Below are 15,660 nucleotides of genomic sequence, written 5' to 3' on the forward strand. Positions count from 1 at the left end.
CTTAAACCTGGGCCGGCTGTCCGATGGTGACGCCGGTGCGGCGGATCTGTTCGCGCAGATTGCCGGGCTGGACCTTGCCGTCCGCACCGATCTGCACCGGCGCGATATAGGGACCGATCGCGCCGATGTCATCGGCGACGGACTCAGCAAGCAACGCCTTCGCCTCGTCGGAGTTGCGCACGATCGCGGCTTCCGACAGGTCCGCGGACCAGCCTTTGGCGGCGGTGCGATAGACCACAATGCCGTCCCAGGTGCGGTTGGCGGTCACGACCGAGGGGCCGGCGATTTTGATCTTCTTCTGTTCAAGCGGGGAGGTCATTCGGCTGCATCCAGGAGGTCAGAGATGATTTGGTTGGGAGTTTGGCGGCGAAGCGAGCCGGCATGCCGGACCACCTCGCCGATGATGAGAATGGCAGGACCGCCATTGGTCCGCCGCACGAGCTCCGGCAGATCGCGGAGCGTGCCGATCGCGCCTTGCGCATCGGGGCGCGTGACGCGGGCGAACACGCCGACCGGGGTTTCCGGCGAACGGCCGGCAGCGAAGAGGCCGGCGCGTATGGCGGGCGCGGCGGTCGTGCCCATGTAGACGACGACGGTCATCTTGGTGTCGGTCAGCGTCGACCAGTCCACGACTTCGGCATCGCGCGCCTTGTGCGCGGTGAGGAAGGTGATGCGGGTTGCTTCATGACGGTAGGTGAGCGGCACCTCGAAATCGGCGGCACCGCCGATACCTGCGGTGATGCCGGGAATGATCGAATAGGCGATGCCGGCGGCGCGCAAGGCTTCCATCTCTTCGCCGCCACGGCCGAATACGAAGGGATCGCCGCCTTTCAGCCGCACCACGCGCTGGCCGGATTGCGCGGCCTCGATCATGCGCTTGTTGATGGCATCCTGGCCGATGCCTGGCTTGCCGACGCGACGGCCGACGGCAACGCGCGTGGTATCGCGGCGGATGCGGTCGAGAATTTCAGGCGAGACCAGCTCGTCGTGAAAGACGATATCGGCGTCCTGCAGCGCGCGCAGCGCCTTGATGGTGAGAAGATCGGGATCGCCGGGCCCGGCGCCGACCAGCGCGACCGAGCCTTCCGGCTTGTCGGCGCGTGCGAAGGCGGAGGGATCAGCAATAGCCTTGAGTGCGGCGCCCGCCTCGCTCTTGCGGCCTGCGAGCACGGCAGCGCCGATCGGTCCGTCGATGACGCGCTCCCAGAAGCGGCGGCGCAGCGGAAACTCGGCGATGCGCTCGTTGATGGATTTGCGGAAGCCGCCGATGAATTCGGCGAGCTCGCCGATGCCCGCCGGCAGCAGCGCCTCGATCTTCTCGCGCACGCGCCGCGCCACCACCGGCGAGGTGCCGCCGGTGCCGACCGCGACCACGACCTCGCCACGGTCGACGATCGCCGGGAAGATGAAGCTGGAATGTTCGAGATCGTCCATCACGTTGACGGGCAGGCCCAGCGCCTTGGCGCGAACCGACATCGCCACGCCGACATCATTCGCGCCGGCGCAGACGACGGCGATGACGCCCGAGAGATCCGCAGTGAGCGGATCGCCGGACACGATTTCAACGCGTGCGGCGTCCTCGGAGCTGAGGCGCAGATCACGATCGCCATCGATCGCATGCACGCGGATGCGCGCGCCGGCAGCCGTGAGCACGCGCAGCTTGGCGCGCAAAAGCTCGCCCGCGCCGATGAGGACCACCGGACCGGTCTTGAGATCGAGAAACACCGGCAAGAACCGCATGCGATACTCGCTTCCCCACAAACGGGGTTGACTGGAATTATTTTCTATATATGTCTCGTTTCGAGCGCGCAAAGAGAAATTTTTTCTTCTCTTCCGCAATGCAACTATAGAATTTTCGCCTCCAAACGCAAAGTGGCAGAGATGCATCTTCTCAAGGACGATTCCGCTGCTGATCGACTGAGCAATCCGGCGCTGGCTGAGCGCGTGCGCGCGCAAGAATTTTCTGCCGAGCTTGCTCCAAGCATGGACCATCTCGACCAGCTCGAGGCGCAGAGCATCTACATCTTCCGCGAGGCCTTCGCACGGCTGAAGAAGATCGCCCTGCTGTGGTCGCTCGGCAAGGACTCCAACGTCATGATCTGGCTGGCGCGGAAAGCCTTCTTCGGCAAGATGCCGTTCCCCGCCCTTCATGTCGACACCGGCAAGAAGTTTCCGGAGATGTATCGCTTCCGCGATCATTACGGCAAAGAGTGGGATCTCGATTTGCGCGTCGAGCCCTGCCCGCCGATCGATGCCGTCGACCCGACGCTGCCGCCGGCCGCGCGCTCCGCGGCGCGCAAGACCGAAGGCCTCAAAATGGCGCTAGCCAAGTATGGCTTTGACGGCCTGATCGCCGGCATTCGCCGCGATGAGGAGGCGACGCGCGCCAAGGAGCGCGTGTTCTCGCCGCGCGGATTGGAAGGCAATTGGGACGTGCGTGATCAGCCGCCGGAGTTCTGGGATCATTTCAATGCCTCGCCGCCGCAAGGCGCGCATTTGCGCATCCACCCGATCCTGCATTGGACCGAGGCCGACATCTGGGCCTACACCAAGCGCGAGAACATCCCGATCATTCCGCTGTATCTCGCCAAGGACGGCAAGCGCTATCGCTCGCTGGGCGATCAGGACATCACCAATCCGGTCGTTTCGACCGCGGTCAGCATCGACGAGATCCTGATCGAGCTCGAACAGACCAAGGTGCCGGAGCGCGCCGGGCGCGCGCTCGACCACGAGACCGAGGACGCTTTTGAGCGCCTGCGCGTCGCCGGCTATCTCTGATTCCCAAGGACGCGAGCGTCGCATGAACATGATCGTCACCACGGCTTCGCCGTCCACTCCGAACGGCACCACGCGTCCGCAAGTGCGCATCGTCATCGTGGGCCATGTCGACCACGGCAAGTCGACGCTGGTCGGCCGCCTCCTGCACGAGACCGGCAGCCTGCCCGAGGGCAAGCTCGACATGCTGAAAGCCGTCAGCGCGCGGCGCGGCATGCCGTTCGAATGGTCGTTCCTGCTCGATGCACTCCAGACCGAGCGCGACCAGGGCATCACCATCGACACCACGCAGATCCGCTTCCGTACCAATTCGCGCGACATCGTGCTGATCGACGCGCCCGGCCACGCCGAATTCCTGCGCAACATGATCACCGGCGCCTCGCAAGCCGATGGCGCGGTGCTGATCATCGACGCGCTCGAAGGCGTGCGCGACCAGACAAGGCGTCACGGCTATCTGCTGCATCTCTTGGGCGTGAAGCAGGTTGCGGTCGTCGTTAACAAGATGGACCGCGTCGACTTCTCAGCTGAGCGCTTCAAGGCCATCAGCGACGAGATCTCAGCGCATCTCAGTGGCCTCGGCGTAAAGCCCACGGCCGTGATCCCGATTTCCGCGCGCGACGGCGACGGCGTTGCAGCGCGCACCGACCGGATCGGCTGGTACAAGGGACCGACTGTGGTCGAAGCGCTCGACCGGCTTGAGCCGGCACGGCCGCTGGAGACGCTGGCGCTGCGGCTGCCGGTGCAGGCGATCTACAAGTTCGACGACCGCCGCATCGTGGCGGGCCGCATCGAATCCGGCAGCCTGATCGCCGGCGATGAGATCGTGATCATGCCGGCCGGCAAGATCGCCAAGATCAAGACGGTCGAGAGCTGGCCGGTGACACCGGTCGCGGGCCGGCAGGGCGCCGGCCGCTCGGTCGGCATCACGCTCGACCGCGAATTGTTCATCGAGCGCGGCGACATCATCGCGCATGCCGGCACCGCACCGCGCGAGACGCGCCGTCTGCGCGCGCGGATCTTCTGGCTGCACGACAAGCCGCTCGCCAAGGGCGATCAGCTCCTGGTCCGCTGCGGGCCGAAGGAAAGCCGCGCCACCGTGGTGGCAATCGAGAAGGCGGTCGATCCCGGCGAGCTCGAAAGCAGCGAGAACAAGGCGATCGGCCGCAACCATGTCGGCGAGATCGACATCTCTCTGTCGAGCCCGATTGCCACCGATTCCTACACCGAGAATCCGCGCACCGGACGTCTCGTGATCGAAGTCTCCGGGCGCATCGCCGGCGGCGGCCTGGTGCTGTCGGTCGATGCCGGCCAGCGCGCCGTGCCGGTCGATATCGTGCCGGTGGAATCGGCGCTGCGCCCTGACGAGCGCTCCGCGCGCTATCGCCACAAAGGCGCCGTGGTCTGGCTCACGGGCTTGCCCGCCTCCGGCAAGTCGACCCTGGCCAAGGCGCTGGAGCGGCGACTGTTCACCAATGGCGGCTCGCCGATCCTGCTCGACGGCGACACGCTGCGCGCCGGTCTCAACAGCGATCTCGGCTTCACCGCCACTGATCGCAGCGAGAACATCCGCCGCCTCGCGGAAGTTGCGACGCACCTCGCTCGTAACGGCCACATCGCGATCGTCGCCGCGGTCTCACCAGCGCGCGAGGACCGCGCCACCGCGCGCCGCATCGCCGACACCGCGTTCCGCGAGATTCATGTCGCAACGCCGGCCGAGGTTTGCGAGGAGCGCGATCCCAAGGGCCACTACAAGAAGGCCCGCGCCGGCGCACTCACCTCGTTCACCGGCATCGGCAACGACTACGAGGCGCCGCAGGCCGCCGAGCTCGTGATCGATACGTCGGCACGGACGGTCGCCGAAGCCGCCGACGAGATCGAGCGTATGCTGAAGACCACCGGCGTGCTGTTCGACGAAGTCGTGGACCTCGCCGCGAATATTTGAGTCGCAGCCCGCGCCACATCATCGGTGTCGTCCCGGCGAAGGCCGGGACCCATACCGCGTGATCTTTCGGTGGGCTGAGGTGCGAGTCCCGAACTACTAATCTTCGCCAAATTTCTCCCTGTGGTTATAGGTCCCGGCCTTCGCCGGGACGACGCCGGGGAGAGATCGCGCCCATTGCTTGGCATTTGACGTCTGGGTGCGGCCCTCGCCCGCCCGCCGACCTGTCTTGACATTTTGACAAACCCCTAGGGGTCTTCTCACGGCCTTGATTTTGGGGCTAATAGGCCTCCGAAAGCCGCCCCCTATGGGCGCATTTTGCTGCTGTCGGGTCAAAAGCAGCCAAAAACAGCCATTTCCAACAAGAAAGCCCATCATGAAACGCGTCGATGCCCACGGATTGAAGATCGCTCCCGTCCTGTTCGATTTCATCGCCAAGGAAGCGGCCCCGAAAACGGGGATCGCGCCGGATGCGTTCTGGGCCGGGCTTGCCGCCATCATCAAGGATCTGGGGCCGAAGAACCGGTCGTTGCTCGCCTTCCGCGACACGCTGCAGGCCAAGATCGACGATTGGCACCGCGCCAACAAGGGCAAGGCGTTCGACCTCGGCGCCTATACCGCCTTCCTGAAGGAGATCGGCTATCTCGTCCCGGAGCCGGCGACGCAGAAGGTCGAGACGGCCAATGTCGACGAGGAGATCAGCAAGATCTGCGGCCCGCAGCTCGTCGTGCCGCTCACCAATGCGCGCTATGCGCTGAATGCGGCGAATGCGCGCTGGGGCTCGCTCTATGATGCCTTCTACGGCACCGATGCCATTCCGCATGATCCTTCCGAGAGCGGCAAGGGCTACAACAAGGCGCGCGGCGACAAGGTGATCGCCAAGGCCAAGGCGTTCCTCGATACCGCCGTGCCGCTGGCGACCGGCAGCCACACCGACGTCACCGCCTACAGCGTCGTCGCGGGCCAGCTCGCTGTGAAGCTGAAGAGCGGCAACGCCACCGCGCTGAAGAACGCCGCACAGTTCGCGGGCTTCCAGGGCGATACGGCCGCGCCGAGCGCGGTGCTGCTCGTCAACAACGGCCTGCATGTCGAGGTGAAGATCGACCGCAGCAGCGCGATCGGCAAGGACGATCCGGCCGGCGTCGCCGACATGATCATGGAGGCCGCGGTCTCCACCATCCTCGACATGGAGGATTCCGTCGCCGCAGTCGATGCCGAGGACAAGGTGCTGGTCTACCGCAACACGCTCGGTCTGATGAACGGCACGCTGTCGGCCGATTTCGAGAAGGGCGGCAAGACGCTGACGCGCTCGCTGAACGCCGACCGCAGCTACAAGACGCCGGATGGCAAGGGCGAGCTCAAGCTGCACGGCCGCAGCCTGCTCCTGATGCGCAACTGCGGTCACCACATGTTCACCGACGCGGTGCTGGACGAGACCGGCGAGGAGATTCCCGAGGGCCTGTTAGACGCGGCCGTGTCGGGCCTGCTCGCCATTCACGACCTCAAGGGCAATTCCAAGGTCAAGAACAGCCGCACGGGATCTGCCTATATCGTCAAGCCGAAGATGCACGGCCCCGACGAGGTGTCGCTGACCTGCGAGATCTTCGACCGCGTCGAGAAGATGCTGGGCCTGCCCGAGAACACGCTCAAGGTCGGCATTATGGACGAGGAGCGGCGCACCACGGTCAACCTCAAGGCCTGCATCCAGCGCGCCTCCAAGCGCATCATGTTCATCAACACCGGCTTCCTCGACCGCACCGGCGACGAGATCCACACCTCGATGGAAGCGGGCCCGATGATCCGCAAGAACGAGATGAAGGCGCAGGCCTGGATCAAGGCCTATGAAGACTGGAACGTCGATATGGGCCTGATCGACGGCCTGCCCGGCCACGCCCAGATCGGCAAGGGCATGTGGGCCGCGCCCGACAAGATGGCGGATATGCTGGCGCAGAAGCTTAGCCATCCGCAGGCCGGCGCCACCACCGCCTGGGTGCCCTCGCCGACCGCCGCGACGCTGCACGCGCTGCACTACCACCAGGTCAACGTCATCGCGCGCCAAGAGGAATTGACCAAGGGCGGTCCACGCGCAAAGCTCTCGGACATCCTCACCATCCCGGTGTCGAAGTCGAACTGGGCGCCCGATGACGTCAGGCAGGAGATCGACAACAACTGCCAGGGCATCCTCGGCTATGTCGTGCGCTGGATCGACCAGGGCGTCGGCTGCTCCAAGGTGCCGGACATCCACGATGTCGGCCTGATGGAAGACCGCGCTACTTTACGCATCTCCAGCCAGCATCTCGCCAACTGGCTGCACCAGGGCGTCATCGCCGAAGCGCAGGTGATGGAGTCCCTGAAGCGCATGGCCGTGGTCGTCGACAAGCAGAACGCGGGCGATCCGATCTACAAGCCGATGGCGCCTGCCTTCGATGGCGTCGCCTTCAAGGCGGCCTGCGACCTCATCTTCAAGGGCCGCGAGCAGCCGAACGGTTACACCGAGTACATCCTCACCGCCCGCCGCCGCGAGGCGAAGGCAGCGGGTTAAATAGCCTCCGTTCGAACGGCGAAACGTCGCGGCGCGCAGCGGAACGGCTGCGCGCCGCTTGCGTTGTAGCGCCATCAAACGCGATGGAGATGGTTATGGACTGGAATCGCATCGAAGGAAACTGGAAGCAGTTCAAGGGTTCGGCCAAGGAGAAATGGGGCAAGCTCACTGACGACGACCTCCGATTGATCGAGGGGCGTCGCGAGCAGCTCGAGGGCCGGCTCCAGGAACGTTATGGCAAGGCCAAGGACCAGGTTCGCCAGGACGTCGACGACTGGCTCAAGTCGCTGCATTGAGGCAGCACGAAAAAGCCCCGGCCCAGGCCGGGGCTTTTTGTTTGAATATCCGTAGGTCCGCTAGAACACCGCAAGATATTTCAGGAGCGACACGATGCCAATGATGATGACGATCACGCGCGCGATCTGTTTGGCGCGGCCGTCCATCGGCAGCATGTTGATGAGATAAAGTACGAGAATAACGACGAGAAAGGTGACGAGTACGCCGACCAGCATCGCTAGGACCCCCCTTTAGGCAAATTGCCGACGCTGTCCTAACGCTTGTAAGGCGCGCGGGTTCCGCCTCTGCAACCCCTTGCAATTTCTCGTATTTGCTCGACGCAGCGAAGGGCCTCGGTATTTTTACGGCAATATCACTGTCTAAGTTTTTACCCTTTTGAGGCCAAATGCGCTTCAGGCGCCTGCCACCGGCCGGCGCCTTTGCTGCGCGCATCCCTTGGTCGTTCGAAGTTCGTAGGGCTGCCGTTCGGGGCCACGAACTTCGAAACGCGTACCGGGGGATCCGATGCTCAACCGCCTGACCGTCTCCACGCTGCTGAAAGCGGTGATCCTGTCCACCGCGCTCGTCGTCGTGATCGGCTTCTCGATCAGCGCATGGAATTCGTGGACCCGGCTTCAGCAGGCGAACCGGATCGTCGCGGTAGCGGCGGCGTCCGCCGATGTGTTCAAGGCGATGGCGAACATCCGCTCCGACCGCTCGACCAGCAGCCGTCAGCTGACCTCCGACATCCAGATGGACAAGGAAATCGAGACATACATCCGCGGCATCCGCGACGAGCTGATGCCCGCCCTGGCGCGCGCGATCGAGATTTTACCCTCGATCGACTTGCCCCAGCGCGGGACGGTGGTTGCCGATCTCGACCGGCTGAACAAGGCGCTGCTGGCGCAGCAGGCTGAGTTCTGGACTGAGGTCGCCAAACCCAGGGCATCGCGTCGCGCGGCGCTTGTCAAAGAGTATCTCGAGAGCGAGGACGGGCTGATGGCCATCCTCGAAAAGCTGTCGCCCGTGCTGGCCGCGAGCGTCAATCATCAGGACGCAATGATCGATCAACTGCTGATGATCAAGCAGATGGCCTGGTTGCTGCGCGTCAATGCGGGTGAATCCTCGCTGATCGTCGGCAACGCGCTTAACAGCGGCAAGATCGCGCCCGAGGTCCAGCTCGCTTTCACGAAATGGGTCGGCGGCACCGAGACGGCCTGGAGCGCGACCGAGCTCGCCGCATCGGGCATGCAATTGCCGCCGGCGCTGGCTGCAGCCATGGCGGAAACCAAATCGTTCTATTTCGACCCGCAATATCTCGCCACGCGCGACGGCATCATCGCCGCAATCGCCAAGGGTGAGAAGGCGTCGATGACTGCCAATCAGTGGAGCCCCTACTCGGTCGGCCGGATGGCGAGCGCGATCAAGCTCGCCGATACCGCGCTTGGCGCCGCCAGGGACCATTCCACTAGCCAGCGCGCGCAGGCGCTGCAATCGCTGCTGACCCAGCTTGTGCTGCTGATTGCCGCGATTCTGTTCACGGGCGCCGCGATGCTGGCGGTCAGCCGCCGCGTGATCACGCCGCTGCACCGGATCCGCGACGCCATGCTCAAGGTCGCCGGCGGCGACCTCACCGTCGATTCCGGCTATCTCGACCGCCACGACGAGATCGGCGCACTTGCCGGCGCGCTCGAAACCTTCAAGCAGCAGGCGATCGACAAGCTCAAGATCGAGGCGCAGGAGCGCGAGCGCAATGCAGGCGCCGCCGCGCGCCAGCGTGCCATGGAGACCTATGTCGGCGAGTTCGAGGGCGTGGTGCGCAAATCGCTGGGCGAGTTGAGCGAGGCCTCCGGCGAGATGCGCAAGACCTCCGGCGACCTCTCAGCGGTATCGCGCCAGACCAATGAACGCGTCGAGATCGCGGGCAAGGCCTCGAACGATGCCTCCACGAGTGTGGAGAGCGTCGCGGCAGCGGCCGAAGAGCTCTCCGCTTCGATCAACGACATCAGCCAGCAGGCCGCGCATGCCGCAGGCATCGCCAGCCGCGCAGTCAACCAGGCGCGCGAAACCGATAGCACGGTGCAGGGGCTGGCGCAGTCGGCGGGGCGCATCGGCGAGGTGGTCGGGCTGATCAACACCATCGCTGCGCAGACCAATTTGCTCGCGCTCAATGCCACGATCGAGGCCGCCCGCGCCGGCGAAGCGGGGCGCGGATTTGCCGTGGTGGCGTCCGAGGTGAAGTCACTGGCCAGCCAGACGGCGAAGGCGACGGAGGAAATCTCCGAGCAAATCGCCGACATCCAGAAGGTCGCGGGCGATGCCATCAACGCGATCCAGGCCATCGGCGGCATCATCGGCGAGGTGAACGAGGTCGCCACCGCCATCGCCGCCGCCGTGCAGGAACAGGGTGCGGCGACCCAGGAGATCACCCGCAGCACGCAATATGCGGCGCAGGGCACCAAGAACGTCTCGGATAACATCACCGGCGTGAAGGCCGATGCCGACACCGCGGCCGGTGCCGCCGAGAACGTCAAGCAGGCCTCGGAGACGCTCGAGACGCAGAGCCGCCAGCTCGGTCGGCAGGTCAGCGATTTCCTGGGCAAGATCCGGGCGGCATAGGGCTGATTGGAGTCGAGGCTGGTACCACATCTTCCGTGTCGTCCTGGCCGAGTGCGCAATTGCGCACGAGGGGCCGGGACCCATAACCACAGGGAGTGGTTTGGCGCGAGCCGACAACCACGAATCTTCGCCAAACCCAATCTTGTGGTTATGGGTCCCGGATCAGCGCGCGCTTTGGGCGCGCTTGTCCAGGACGACGGCGGAGATTGAAGCACCAGCCGTCGCTCACTCGCCCCCTACTCCTTCGCCACCACCGGCATCTGGCGGAATCTGGCGCGGACCGATTCCGGCAGCGGCGAGAAATTCATCGCGACGCCGCGGCGGTCGTTGGCATTGCGGGTGGCAATCACAAGGCCGCCAGCGCCCGCGACGATGTCGCCCTTGCGCAAGGTGGGGTCGTCCTCGACCTTGACCTGGGCGAGCCCGACCGGATCCTTGCCGTTGCAGGTGCAGCCCGCGACGATCTCGTTGCGATAGCGGAAGGCGTTCGGCAGATCGGAGTAGGATTTTCCGTTCTCCGTCGTGGCGTCGTCGATATTGCTGCCGTAGACGAGCGAGGTTTCGGACGCCGGGCAGAAGCTCTTGCAGGACTGCGCCTTGCTTTCGGCATCCGTTCCTTGCGCCGGAAAATAGCGGCCGTCGCATCCGCGCACGCAATAGGCGGCGCCGCCACCATAGGCGGCTCGCTGGCGCGGCACGTCATAGCGCGGCACGTTATCGTTCGGGAACGGCGTCCGGATCTGGGGAGGCCGTGCGCCGAACGCGCCGAACAACGCCGAGAAAAAGTCCTCCGCATGCGCCGACGGCGTCAACGCGAGGCCGAGAGAGGTGATGGTGAACACGGCCGCCGCACTGCAGGCCAGCTTGCCGATCGCGCGTTTAGTCATGTCACCTCACCGAGCTCTTAGTTTACCGACGACGCCGAGATGTTCAGCGCCTGGCGGCCCGAGGGCCGCGTCGTCATGGCCGGGTGCTTGCGCACGGAATCGCCTCCCTTGTCACTTCCCTTGGCCATCAGCGGCGCGTTCTTTGGCAGCACCACGACCTTCGTCCCGACATTGACGCGGCCGAACAGGTCGATGACGTCCTCATTGGTCAAGCGGATGCAGCCGGACGAGACGAACTTGCCGATGGTGCTGGGATCGTTGGTGCCGTGGATGCGGTATTCGCTCGAGCCGAGATACATCGCGCGGGCACCGAGCGGGTTACCCGGACCGCCCGCCACGAAGCGCGGCAGATAGGGCTGGCGCGCGATCATTTCGGCCGGCGGATGCCAGTCCGGCCACTCGGCCTTGCGGCTGACGCTCTGCACGCCCGCCCAGGTAAAGCCCTCGCGGCCAACGCCGACGCCATAGCGGATGGCGCGTCCCTGGCCGAGCACGTAGTAGAGATAGGTGTTGCTGGTATCGATGACGACGGTGCCGGCCGGCTCGCTCCTGTCGAAGCTGACGATCTGCCTGCGCAGCCGATCGGGCAGCCGGGCGTCCTCGTCTGCGGCTTGCGGTGCCTCGCTTCCATAACCCTGTGAATAGCCCTGGTCCTGCGGATACGACTGCGGCTGCATCGGCACGAAGCCGAGGGTTTGCGCACGCGCGCCGCCAAAGGGCATGGTGAGCAGTGCGCTTGCGAGGGCAAACGCAGTGACGGCGCGCGGTGAGAAGCGGCGGACGAGAGAGAACCTTGTCATGAGCTGCCCCGTTGGATGTGTGCATCTGGGTGATGCTGTCGCCAACAAACGCGACCGGGCCGACTCAGGTTCCGCCGAACTCTGCGGCAGCGACGTCACAGTCAAGCGAGCGCGTCTTCACGAAGCCGCGACGGAACCCTTGCTCAGCCAGCACGTTGTCGGATCGTCGATGGGCGCGCGGATCGCGAGTTGCGCGTGCGGGAGAGATATTGTGCGCGTCCTTCCCAGCGAACGTCTGATTCCCGGCAACAGCGAAGGTGAACCGCTTCCCGACAGCCATAGTGAGCTGCCACCGGTCATTCGCCGCACCGAGTTCGTCACTTTCGCACTCGCAGGCCTCCTGCTGATCGCGGTCGTCGCCGTGTTCTATGTCGGAAGAGCGTTCTTCCTGCCCGTGGTGATGGCCTTCGTCATCGGCACCATGCTGTCGCCGGCGGCGAGCTTCCTCGAGCGATGCAAGGTGCCGCGCGCGCTCGGTGCCGTCCTGATCGTCATCGCGGGGACGGCAGTGGTCGCGTTCGCGGTCGCGCTGATCGCCTCGCCTGTGATGGAATGGAGCACGCGCCTGCCGGAGCTCGGCGCGCAACTAAAGGACAAGCTGCACGTGTTCGACCGGCCACTGGCGCTGTGGCGCGAGCTGCAAGCCATGGTCGGCGGCTCGGAGGAATTCCCCAGCTTCCAGTTGCCGAAGATCGAGTGGGTGCAGCCGACGCTGGAATTCCTGTCGCCGACCTTTACTGAATTTCTGCTGTTCTTCGTCACCCTCATTCTGTTCATCGCAAGCTGGCGCGACCTGCGGCGGGCGATGATCATGAACTTCAGCAATCACGACGCGCGGCTGCGTACACTGCGTATTCTCAACGAGATCGAGGTCCATCTCGGCAATTACCTCCTGACCGTCACCGTCATAAATGTCGGTGTCGGCGTCGCAACCGGCCTCATCTGCGCGCTCACTGGCATGCCCAATCCGGCCGGCCTGGGCGCACTTGCGGCAACGCTCAACTTCATTCCGATCATCGGGCCGATCGCGATGTTCGCCGTACTGGTCATGGTGGGGCTGGTCGCCTTCCCGACCATCAGCGGCGCGCTGATGGCGGCGCTCGCCTTCGGCGGCCTCACCTTCCTGGAAGGGCACTTCATCACCCCGACCATCATCGGCCGGCGGCTGGCGCTGAATGCGCTTGCGGTCCTGCTCGCGCTGGCATTCTGGACCTGGATGTGGGGCCCGATGGGCGCGTTCCTGGCGTCGCCGCTCCTGATCGTCGGCCTGATCCTCAAGGAGCATCTGTTGCCGGCGGATTCGCCGCAGTTGCCGCAGGCCTGAGCGGTTTCCGTGAACGGAACTTCCCCGACGACGAAACGTTCTCCGGCTATCTCAGCCGTCAACAGTTTGGAGCTCCCGATGTCCACGACCAATGCCGAAGCCGGGATGAAGGACTGGACCGACAAAGCCACCAGAGAAAGCCTCGAGAAGGATATAGCAGCCGTGAAAAGCGATATCGCCGCCCTCACCGAACAGATCACCGACGCGCTCAATACCTTCGCCAATTCCACCAACAAGCAGGCTCGCCGCGGGTATCGCCAGGCGCGCGAGAACATGGATTCCGCGATGGACGACATGTCCGACCGCGGCAGCGCGATGATGGAGGCTGCGCAAGACGCCTACGGCTCGATCGAGGAGACGCTGGAAGAGGCCATCACGCAGCGGCCGCTCGCGACCGTCGGGCTCGCCCTCGGCATCGGCTTCCTGATCGGCGCCGCCTGGCGGCGGTAGGTTTGCGGAACGGATCTCGAGACGCCGGCGCTGCCGCGCCGCCGATGCCGGTATGTGGCGGTTCGGCTTGTGGGGGATTTGAGGAGCAAGGCCATGTTTCAGCGCATTATCGACGGGATCAGTACATCCACCGGCACCACTGTGCGACTGACCTCGCTGGCCGCAGGCACGGCATTCGCGCTCTTCATCACCACGTGCTTCCTCTGCGCCGCGGCCTTCATTTCGGTCCTGGAGAAATATGGCCCGGTTCAGGCCTGCCTCGCCGGCGCCGGCATTTTCTTCCTGCTGACGCTCACCGCTGCAGGCACCTATTGGGGCTACAAGCGCGAGGTGCAGAAGCGCGCCCAGATCGCGGCCGAGCGCGCGGCGAAGTCGATGGCACAGAGCATGCTTTCGGACCCCATGCTGCTCGCTACGGGACTTCAGATCGTTCGTGCCATCGGCGTCAAGCGGCTGTTGCCGATCCTCGCGATCGGTGGGGTCGCACTCGGAATCATGGCGAGTCGCGCTGGCGTAGCAGACGAGGCGTCGGCCGAACCTGCTGAATAATGGTCAGAGCGGGTCAGAAAATTTCGTCGTAACTCCTCCGAGCCCATCTATCGCAAATCGGTACGAGCGGTCGCGCGCAATTTTGCGCCATCCGGCACGAATGCCCCCGCCATCACGCAAACGCTACTCGGATGGGCAGGCGGTTGCCGCTAAAAGCGTCGCCCCTGATTCCAAAAGTCTTTTTCGTGATGAAACCGTCCGTCAAGGCGAACCTCGCCGCATTTCAACCCGACGCCAGACTGTATTTGACACTCGGCATCGCCAACTGGTCGGTTTTCGTCGACCACATCCCGAACAACGTCGTCAACCTGTTGACGCTGCGAAACTTCGGCTTCAGCGGCGCCGCGGATTTGTTCGTATTCGTGGTGGGTTATGGCGTCGCCATCATCCACGGCCGGATGGCGCTGGAGCGCGGCTACGTCGTCGCGGCGACGCGCATCTTTCGACGCGTCTGGCGGCTCTACGCCGCCTACGTCGTCCTGTTCGTCATCTATATCGACACCATCGCCTATGTCGCCTCGCAATCGATGGCACCGGAAATCATCCACGAATACAACATCTCGGGGATTCTCGAGCACCCGCTGCGCATCCTGATCCGCGGTCTCGTGCTCCAGGAGGAGCCGCTGAACCTCGACCTGCTGCAATTGATGATCCCGCTGATGGCCTTCTTTCCGCTTGTGCTCTGGGGCCTGTTGCGGCGGCCGAACGTGACGCTGGCGGCATCGGTCGCGCTGTACCTTGCCGCACGCTGGTTCGACTGGAATTTCCGGGTCTATCCGGACCAGGAGTGGACCTTCAATCCGCTCTGCTGGCAGATGCTGATGGTGCTGGGCGGCTGGTTCGCCGTGACGGGCGCGCCCGGGCGGGCGCTGCGCGGCATGCCCTGGCTGCGGATCCTCGCCGGAGCCTACCTCGTGTTCGCGATGGCCGTCACCCTGATGCGCCATTCACCGGCGCTCTCCGCTTATCTGCCGGACGTTCTCCTCAACGGCATCGCGCCGACCGACAAGGAAAACCTAGCGCCTTATCGCGTGCTTCACTTCCTTGCGCTCGCCTTCCTCGCGACTCATCTCATTCCGGCCGATCATCCCGGCCTGCAATTGAAGCCGCTACAGGCGGTCATCAGATGCGGCGAGGAATGGCTCGCCGTGTTCTGCGTCGGCGTATTCCTGTCCTTTGCAGGTCATCTCATCCTGATCACCGGGCCCAATATGGTGGTGATGCAGGTCGTGGTGAGCCTCGCCGGCTTCGCCGCGATGACCGCGGTCGCCTATTACATCGCCTGGTCGAAGTGGCAGGACCTGCCCGCCGCCTTGCGGCAGCAGGCCTAGCGGGCGCGCATCCGATTCCCCTAAAGCGCGATGAGATCAGGATGAATCGTCATCGCGCTTTAGGTTATGTTTGAGCATGATCTTTTCGGAAAACCGCTACACACTTTTCCGGATCATGCCCTAGGCTGGCCGCCGCGGCTGCGCTATCCGGAGCAGAAGCGGGTTGCG

General features: G+C 64.4%; 14 protein-coding genes. 9 read left to right on the top strand and 5 right to left on the bottom strand.

Going from position 1 to position 15,660, the window contains the following annotated elements; all coding sequences use genetic code 11:
* Position 1 precedes the first annotated feature (1 nt).
* Both CWO91_RS14390 and cysG read right to left on the bottom strand, forming a co-directional pair.
* Positions 2 to 319, bottom strand: coding sequence for a DUF2849 domain-containing protein (locus CWO91_RS14390; RefSeq protein ID WP_130214031.1), 318 nt, complete (start codon positions 317 to 319; stop codon positions 2 to 4).
* On the bottom strand, positions 316 to 1,740 hold the full coding sequence (gene cysG / locus CWO91_RS14395; protein WP_130214032.1) for a siroheme synthase CysG: 1,425 nt from the start codon (positions 1,738 to 1,740) through the stop codon (positions 316 to 318). Before cysG ends, CWO91_RS14390 begins: the two co-directional genes overlap by 4 nt.
* 243 nt (positions 1,741 to 1,983) lie before the next feature.
* Between cysG and cysD the strand changes: the two genes are divergently transcribed.
* The 4 genes from cysD to CWO91_RS14415 all read left to right on the top strand — a co-directional run bounded on the left by cysD (position 1,984) and on the right by CWO91_RS14415 (position 7,552).
* Positions 1,984 to 2,778 (top strand): sulfate adenylyltransferase subunit CysD, encoded by a 795-nt coding sequence (cysD, locus tag CWO91_RS14400; protein WP_130214065.1) that lies wholly within the window; start codon positions 1,984 to 1,986, stop codon positions 2,776 to 2,778.
* Positions 2,779 to 2,800: 22 nt separating this feature from the next.
* A complete protein-coding gene (gene cysC / locus CWO91_RS14405) occupies positions 2,801 to 4,717 on the top strand; it encodes an adenylyl-sulfate kinase (protein WP_130214033.1) in 1,917 nt (638 codons plus the stop codon).
* Positions 4,718 to 5,090: 373 nt separating this feature from the next.
* Entirely contained in the window at positions 5,091 to 7,256 is a 2,166-nt protein-coding gene (locus tag CWO91_RS14410; protein WP_130214034.1) for a malate synthase G, read from the top strand.
* Between the two features lie 95 nt (positions 7,257 to 7,351).
* Complete coding sequence (locus tag CWO91_RS14415) at positions 7,352 to 7,552, top strand: CsbD family protein (protein WP_164934719.1); 201 nt, start codon at positions 7,352 to 7,354, stop codon at positions 7,550 to 7,552.
* Between the two features lie 60 nt (positions 7,553 to 7,612).
* Here CWO91_RS14415 and CWO91_RS14420 read toward each other — a convergent pair whose 3' ends face one another.
* A complete protein-coding gene (locus tag CWO91_RS14420; protein ID WP_008546817.1) occupies positions 7,613 to 7,768 on the bottom strand; it encodes a Thivi_2564 family membrane protein in 156 nt (51 codons plus the stop codon).
* 289 nt (positions 7,769 to 8,057) lie between these two features.
* Here CWO91_RS14420 and CWO91_RS14425 point away from each other — a divergent pair, with 289 nt between their 5' ends.
* Positions 8,058 to 10,151: a methyl-accepting chemotaxis protein gene (locus CWO91_RS14425; protein ID WP_130214035.1), complete on the top strand. Its 2,094-nt coding sequence runs from the start codon at positions 8,058 to 8,060 to the stop codon at positions 10,149 to 10,151.
* Between the two features lie 236 nt (positions 10,152 to 10,387).
* On the opposite strand, the gene CWO91_RS14430 is transcribed toward CWO91_RS14425, so the two are convergent.
* Together CWO91_RS14430 and CWO91_RS14435 are read right to left on the bottom strand one after the other, a co-directional pair.
* Positions 10,388 to 11,038 carry a DUF2865 domain-containing protein gene (locus CWO91_RS14430; RefSeq protein WP_130214036.1) on the bottom strand — a complete coding sequence of 217 codons (651 nt, stop codon included), beginning with the start codon at positions 11,036 to 11,038 and terminating at the stop codon, positions 10,388 to 10,390.
* Between the two features lie 17 nt (positions 11,039 to 11,055).
* Positions 11,056 to 11,838: a L,D-transpeptidase gene (locus CWO91_RS14435; protein ID WP_130214037.1), complete on the bottom strand. Its 783-nt coding sequence runs from the start codon at positions 11,836 to 11,838 to the stop codon at positions 11,056 to 11,058.
* 211 nt (positions 11,839 to 12,049) lie between these two features.
* On the opposite strand from CWO91_RS14435, the gene CWO91_RS14440 reads away from it, so the two are divergent.
* The 4 genes from CWO91_RS14440 (at position 12,050) to CWO91_RS14455 (ending at position 15,492) form a co-directional block, all read left to right on the top strand.
* Positions 12,050 to 13,162, top strand: coding sequence for an AI-2E family transporter (locus CWO91_RS14440; protein WP_165405452.1), 1,113 nt, complete (start codon positions 12,050 to 12,052; stop codon positions 13,160 to 13,162).
* Positions 13,163 to 13,240: 78 nt separating this feature from the next.
* Positions 13,241 to 13,612 (top strand): DUF883 family protein, encoded by a 372-nt coding sequence (locus CWO91_RS14445; protein WP_130214039.1) that lies wholly within the window; start codon positions 13,241 to 13,243, stop codon positions 13,610 to 13,612.
* Positions 13,613 to 13,705: 93 nt separating this feature from the next.
* Entirely contained in the window at positions 13,706 to 14,161 is a 456-nt protein-coding gene (locus CWO91_RS14450; protein ID WP_165405453.1) for a hypothetical protein, read from the top strand.
* 188 nt (positions 14,162 to 14,349) lie between these two features.
* On the top strand, positions 14,350 to 15,492 hold the full coding sequence (locus CWO91_RS14455) for an OpgC domain-containing protein (protein WP_130214067.1): 1,143 nt from the start codon (positions 14,350 to 14,352) through the stop codon (positions 15,490 to 15,492).
* Positions 15,493 to 15,660: the final 168 nt, after the last annotated feature.

It is taken from the genome of Bradyrhizobium genosp. SA-3, from assembly GCF_004212635.1.
GTDB lineage: Bacteria > Pseudomonadota > Alphaproteobacteria > Rhizobiales > Xanthobacteraceae > Bradyrhizobium.

What these genes read in the sequence shown, in the direction of transcription:
- cysD (WP_130214065.1), top strand. Translation starts at nt 1,984, where the DNA reads ATGGACCATCTCGACCAGCTCGAGGCGCAGAGCATCTACATCTTCCGC.
- CWO91_RS14435 (WP_130214037.1), bottom strand. Translation starts at nt 11,838, where the DNA reads ATGACAAGGTTCTCTCTCGTCCGCCGCTTCTCACCGCGCGCCGTCACT.
- cysC (WP_130214033.1), top strand. Translation starts at nt 2,801, where the DNA reads ATGAACATGATCGTCACCACGGCTTCGCCGTCCACTCCGAACGGCACC.
- CWO91_RS14455 (WP_130214067.1), top strand. Translation starts at nt 14,350, where the DNA reads ATGAAACCGTCCGTCAAGGCGAACCTCGCCGCATTTCAACCCGACGCC.
- CWO91_RS14450 (WP_165405453.1), top strand. Translation starts at nt 13,706, where the DNA reads ATGTTTCAGCGCATTATCGACGGGATCAGTACATCCACCGGCACCACT.
- CWO91_RS14415 (WP_164934719.1), top strand. Translation starts at nt 7,352, where the DNA reads ATGGACTGGAATCGCATCGAAGGAAACTGGAAGCAGTTCAAGGGTTCG.
- CWO91_RS14420 (WP_008546817.1), bottom strand. Translation starts at nt 7,768, where the DNA reads ATGCTGGTCGGCGTACTCGTCACCTTTCTCGTCGTTATTCTCGTACTT.
- CWO91_RS14445 (WP_130214039.1), top strand. Translation starts at nt 13,241, where the DNA reads ATGTCCACGACCAATGCCGAAGCCGGGATGAAGGACTGGACCGACAAA.
- CWO91_RS14425 (WP_130214035.1), top strand. Translation starts at nt 8,058, where the DNA reads ATGCTCAACCGCCTGACCGTCTCCACGCTGCTGAAAGCGGTGATCCTG.
- cysG (WP_130214032.1), bottom strand. Translation starts at nt 1,740, where the DNA reads ATGCGGTTCTTGCCGGTGTTTCTCGATCTCAAGACCGGTCCGGTGGTC.
- CWO91_RS14390 (WP_130214031.1), bottom strand. Translation starts at nt 319, where the DNA reads ATGACCTCCCCGCTTGAACAGAAGAAGATCAAAATCGCCGGCCCCTCG.
- CWO91_RS14410 (WP_130214034.1), top strand. Translation starts at nt 5,091, where the DNA reads ATGAAACGCGTCGATGCCCACGGATTGAAGATCGCTCCCGTCCTGTTC.
- CWO91_RS14430 (WP_130214036.1), bottom strand. Translation starts at nt 11,038, where the DNA reads ATGACTAAACGCGCGATCGGCAAGCTGGCCTGCAGTGCGGCGGCCGTG.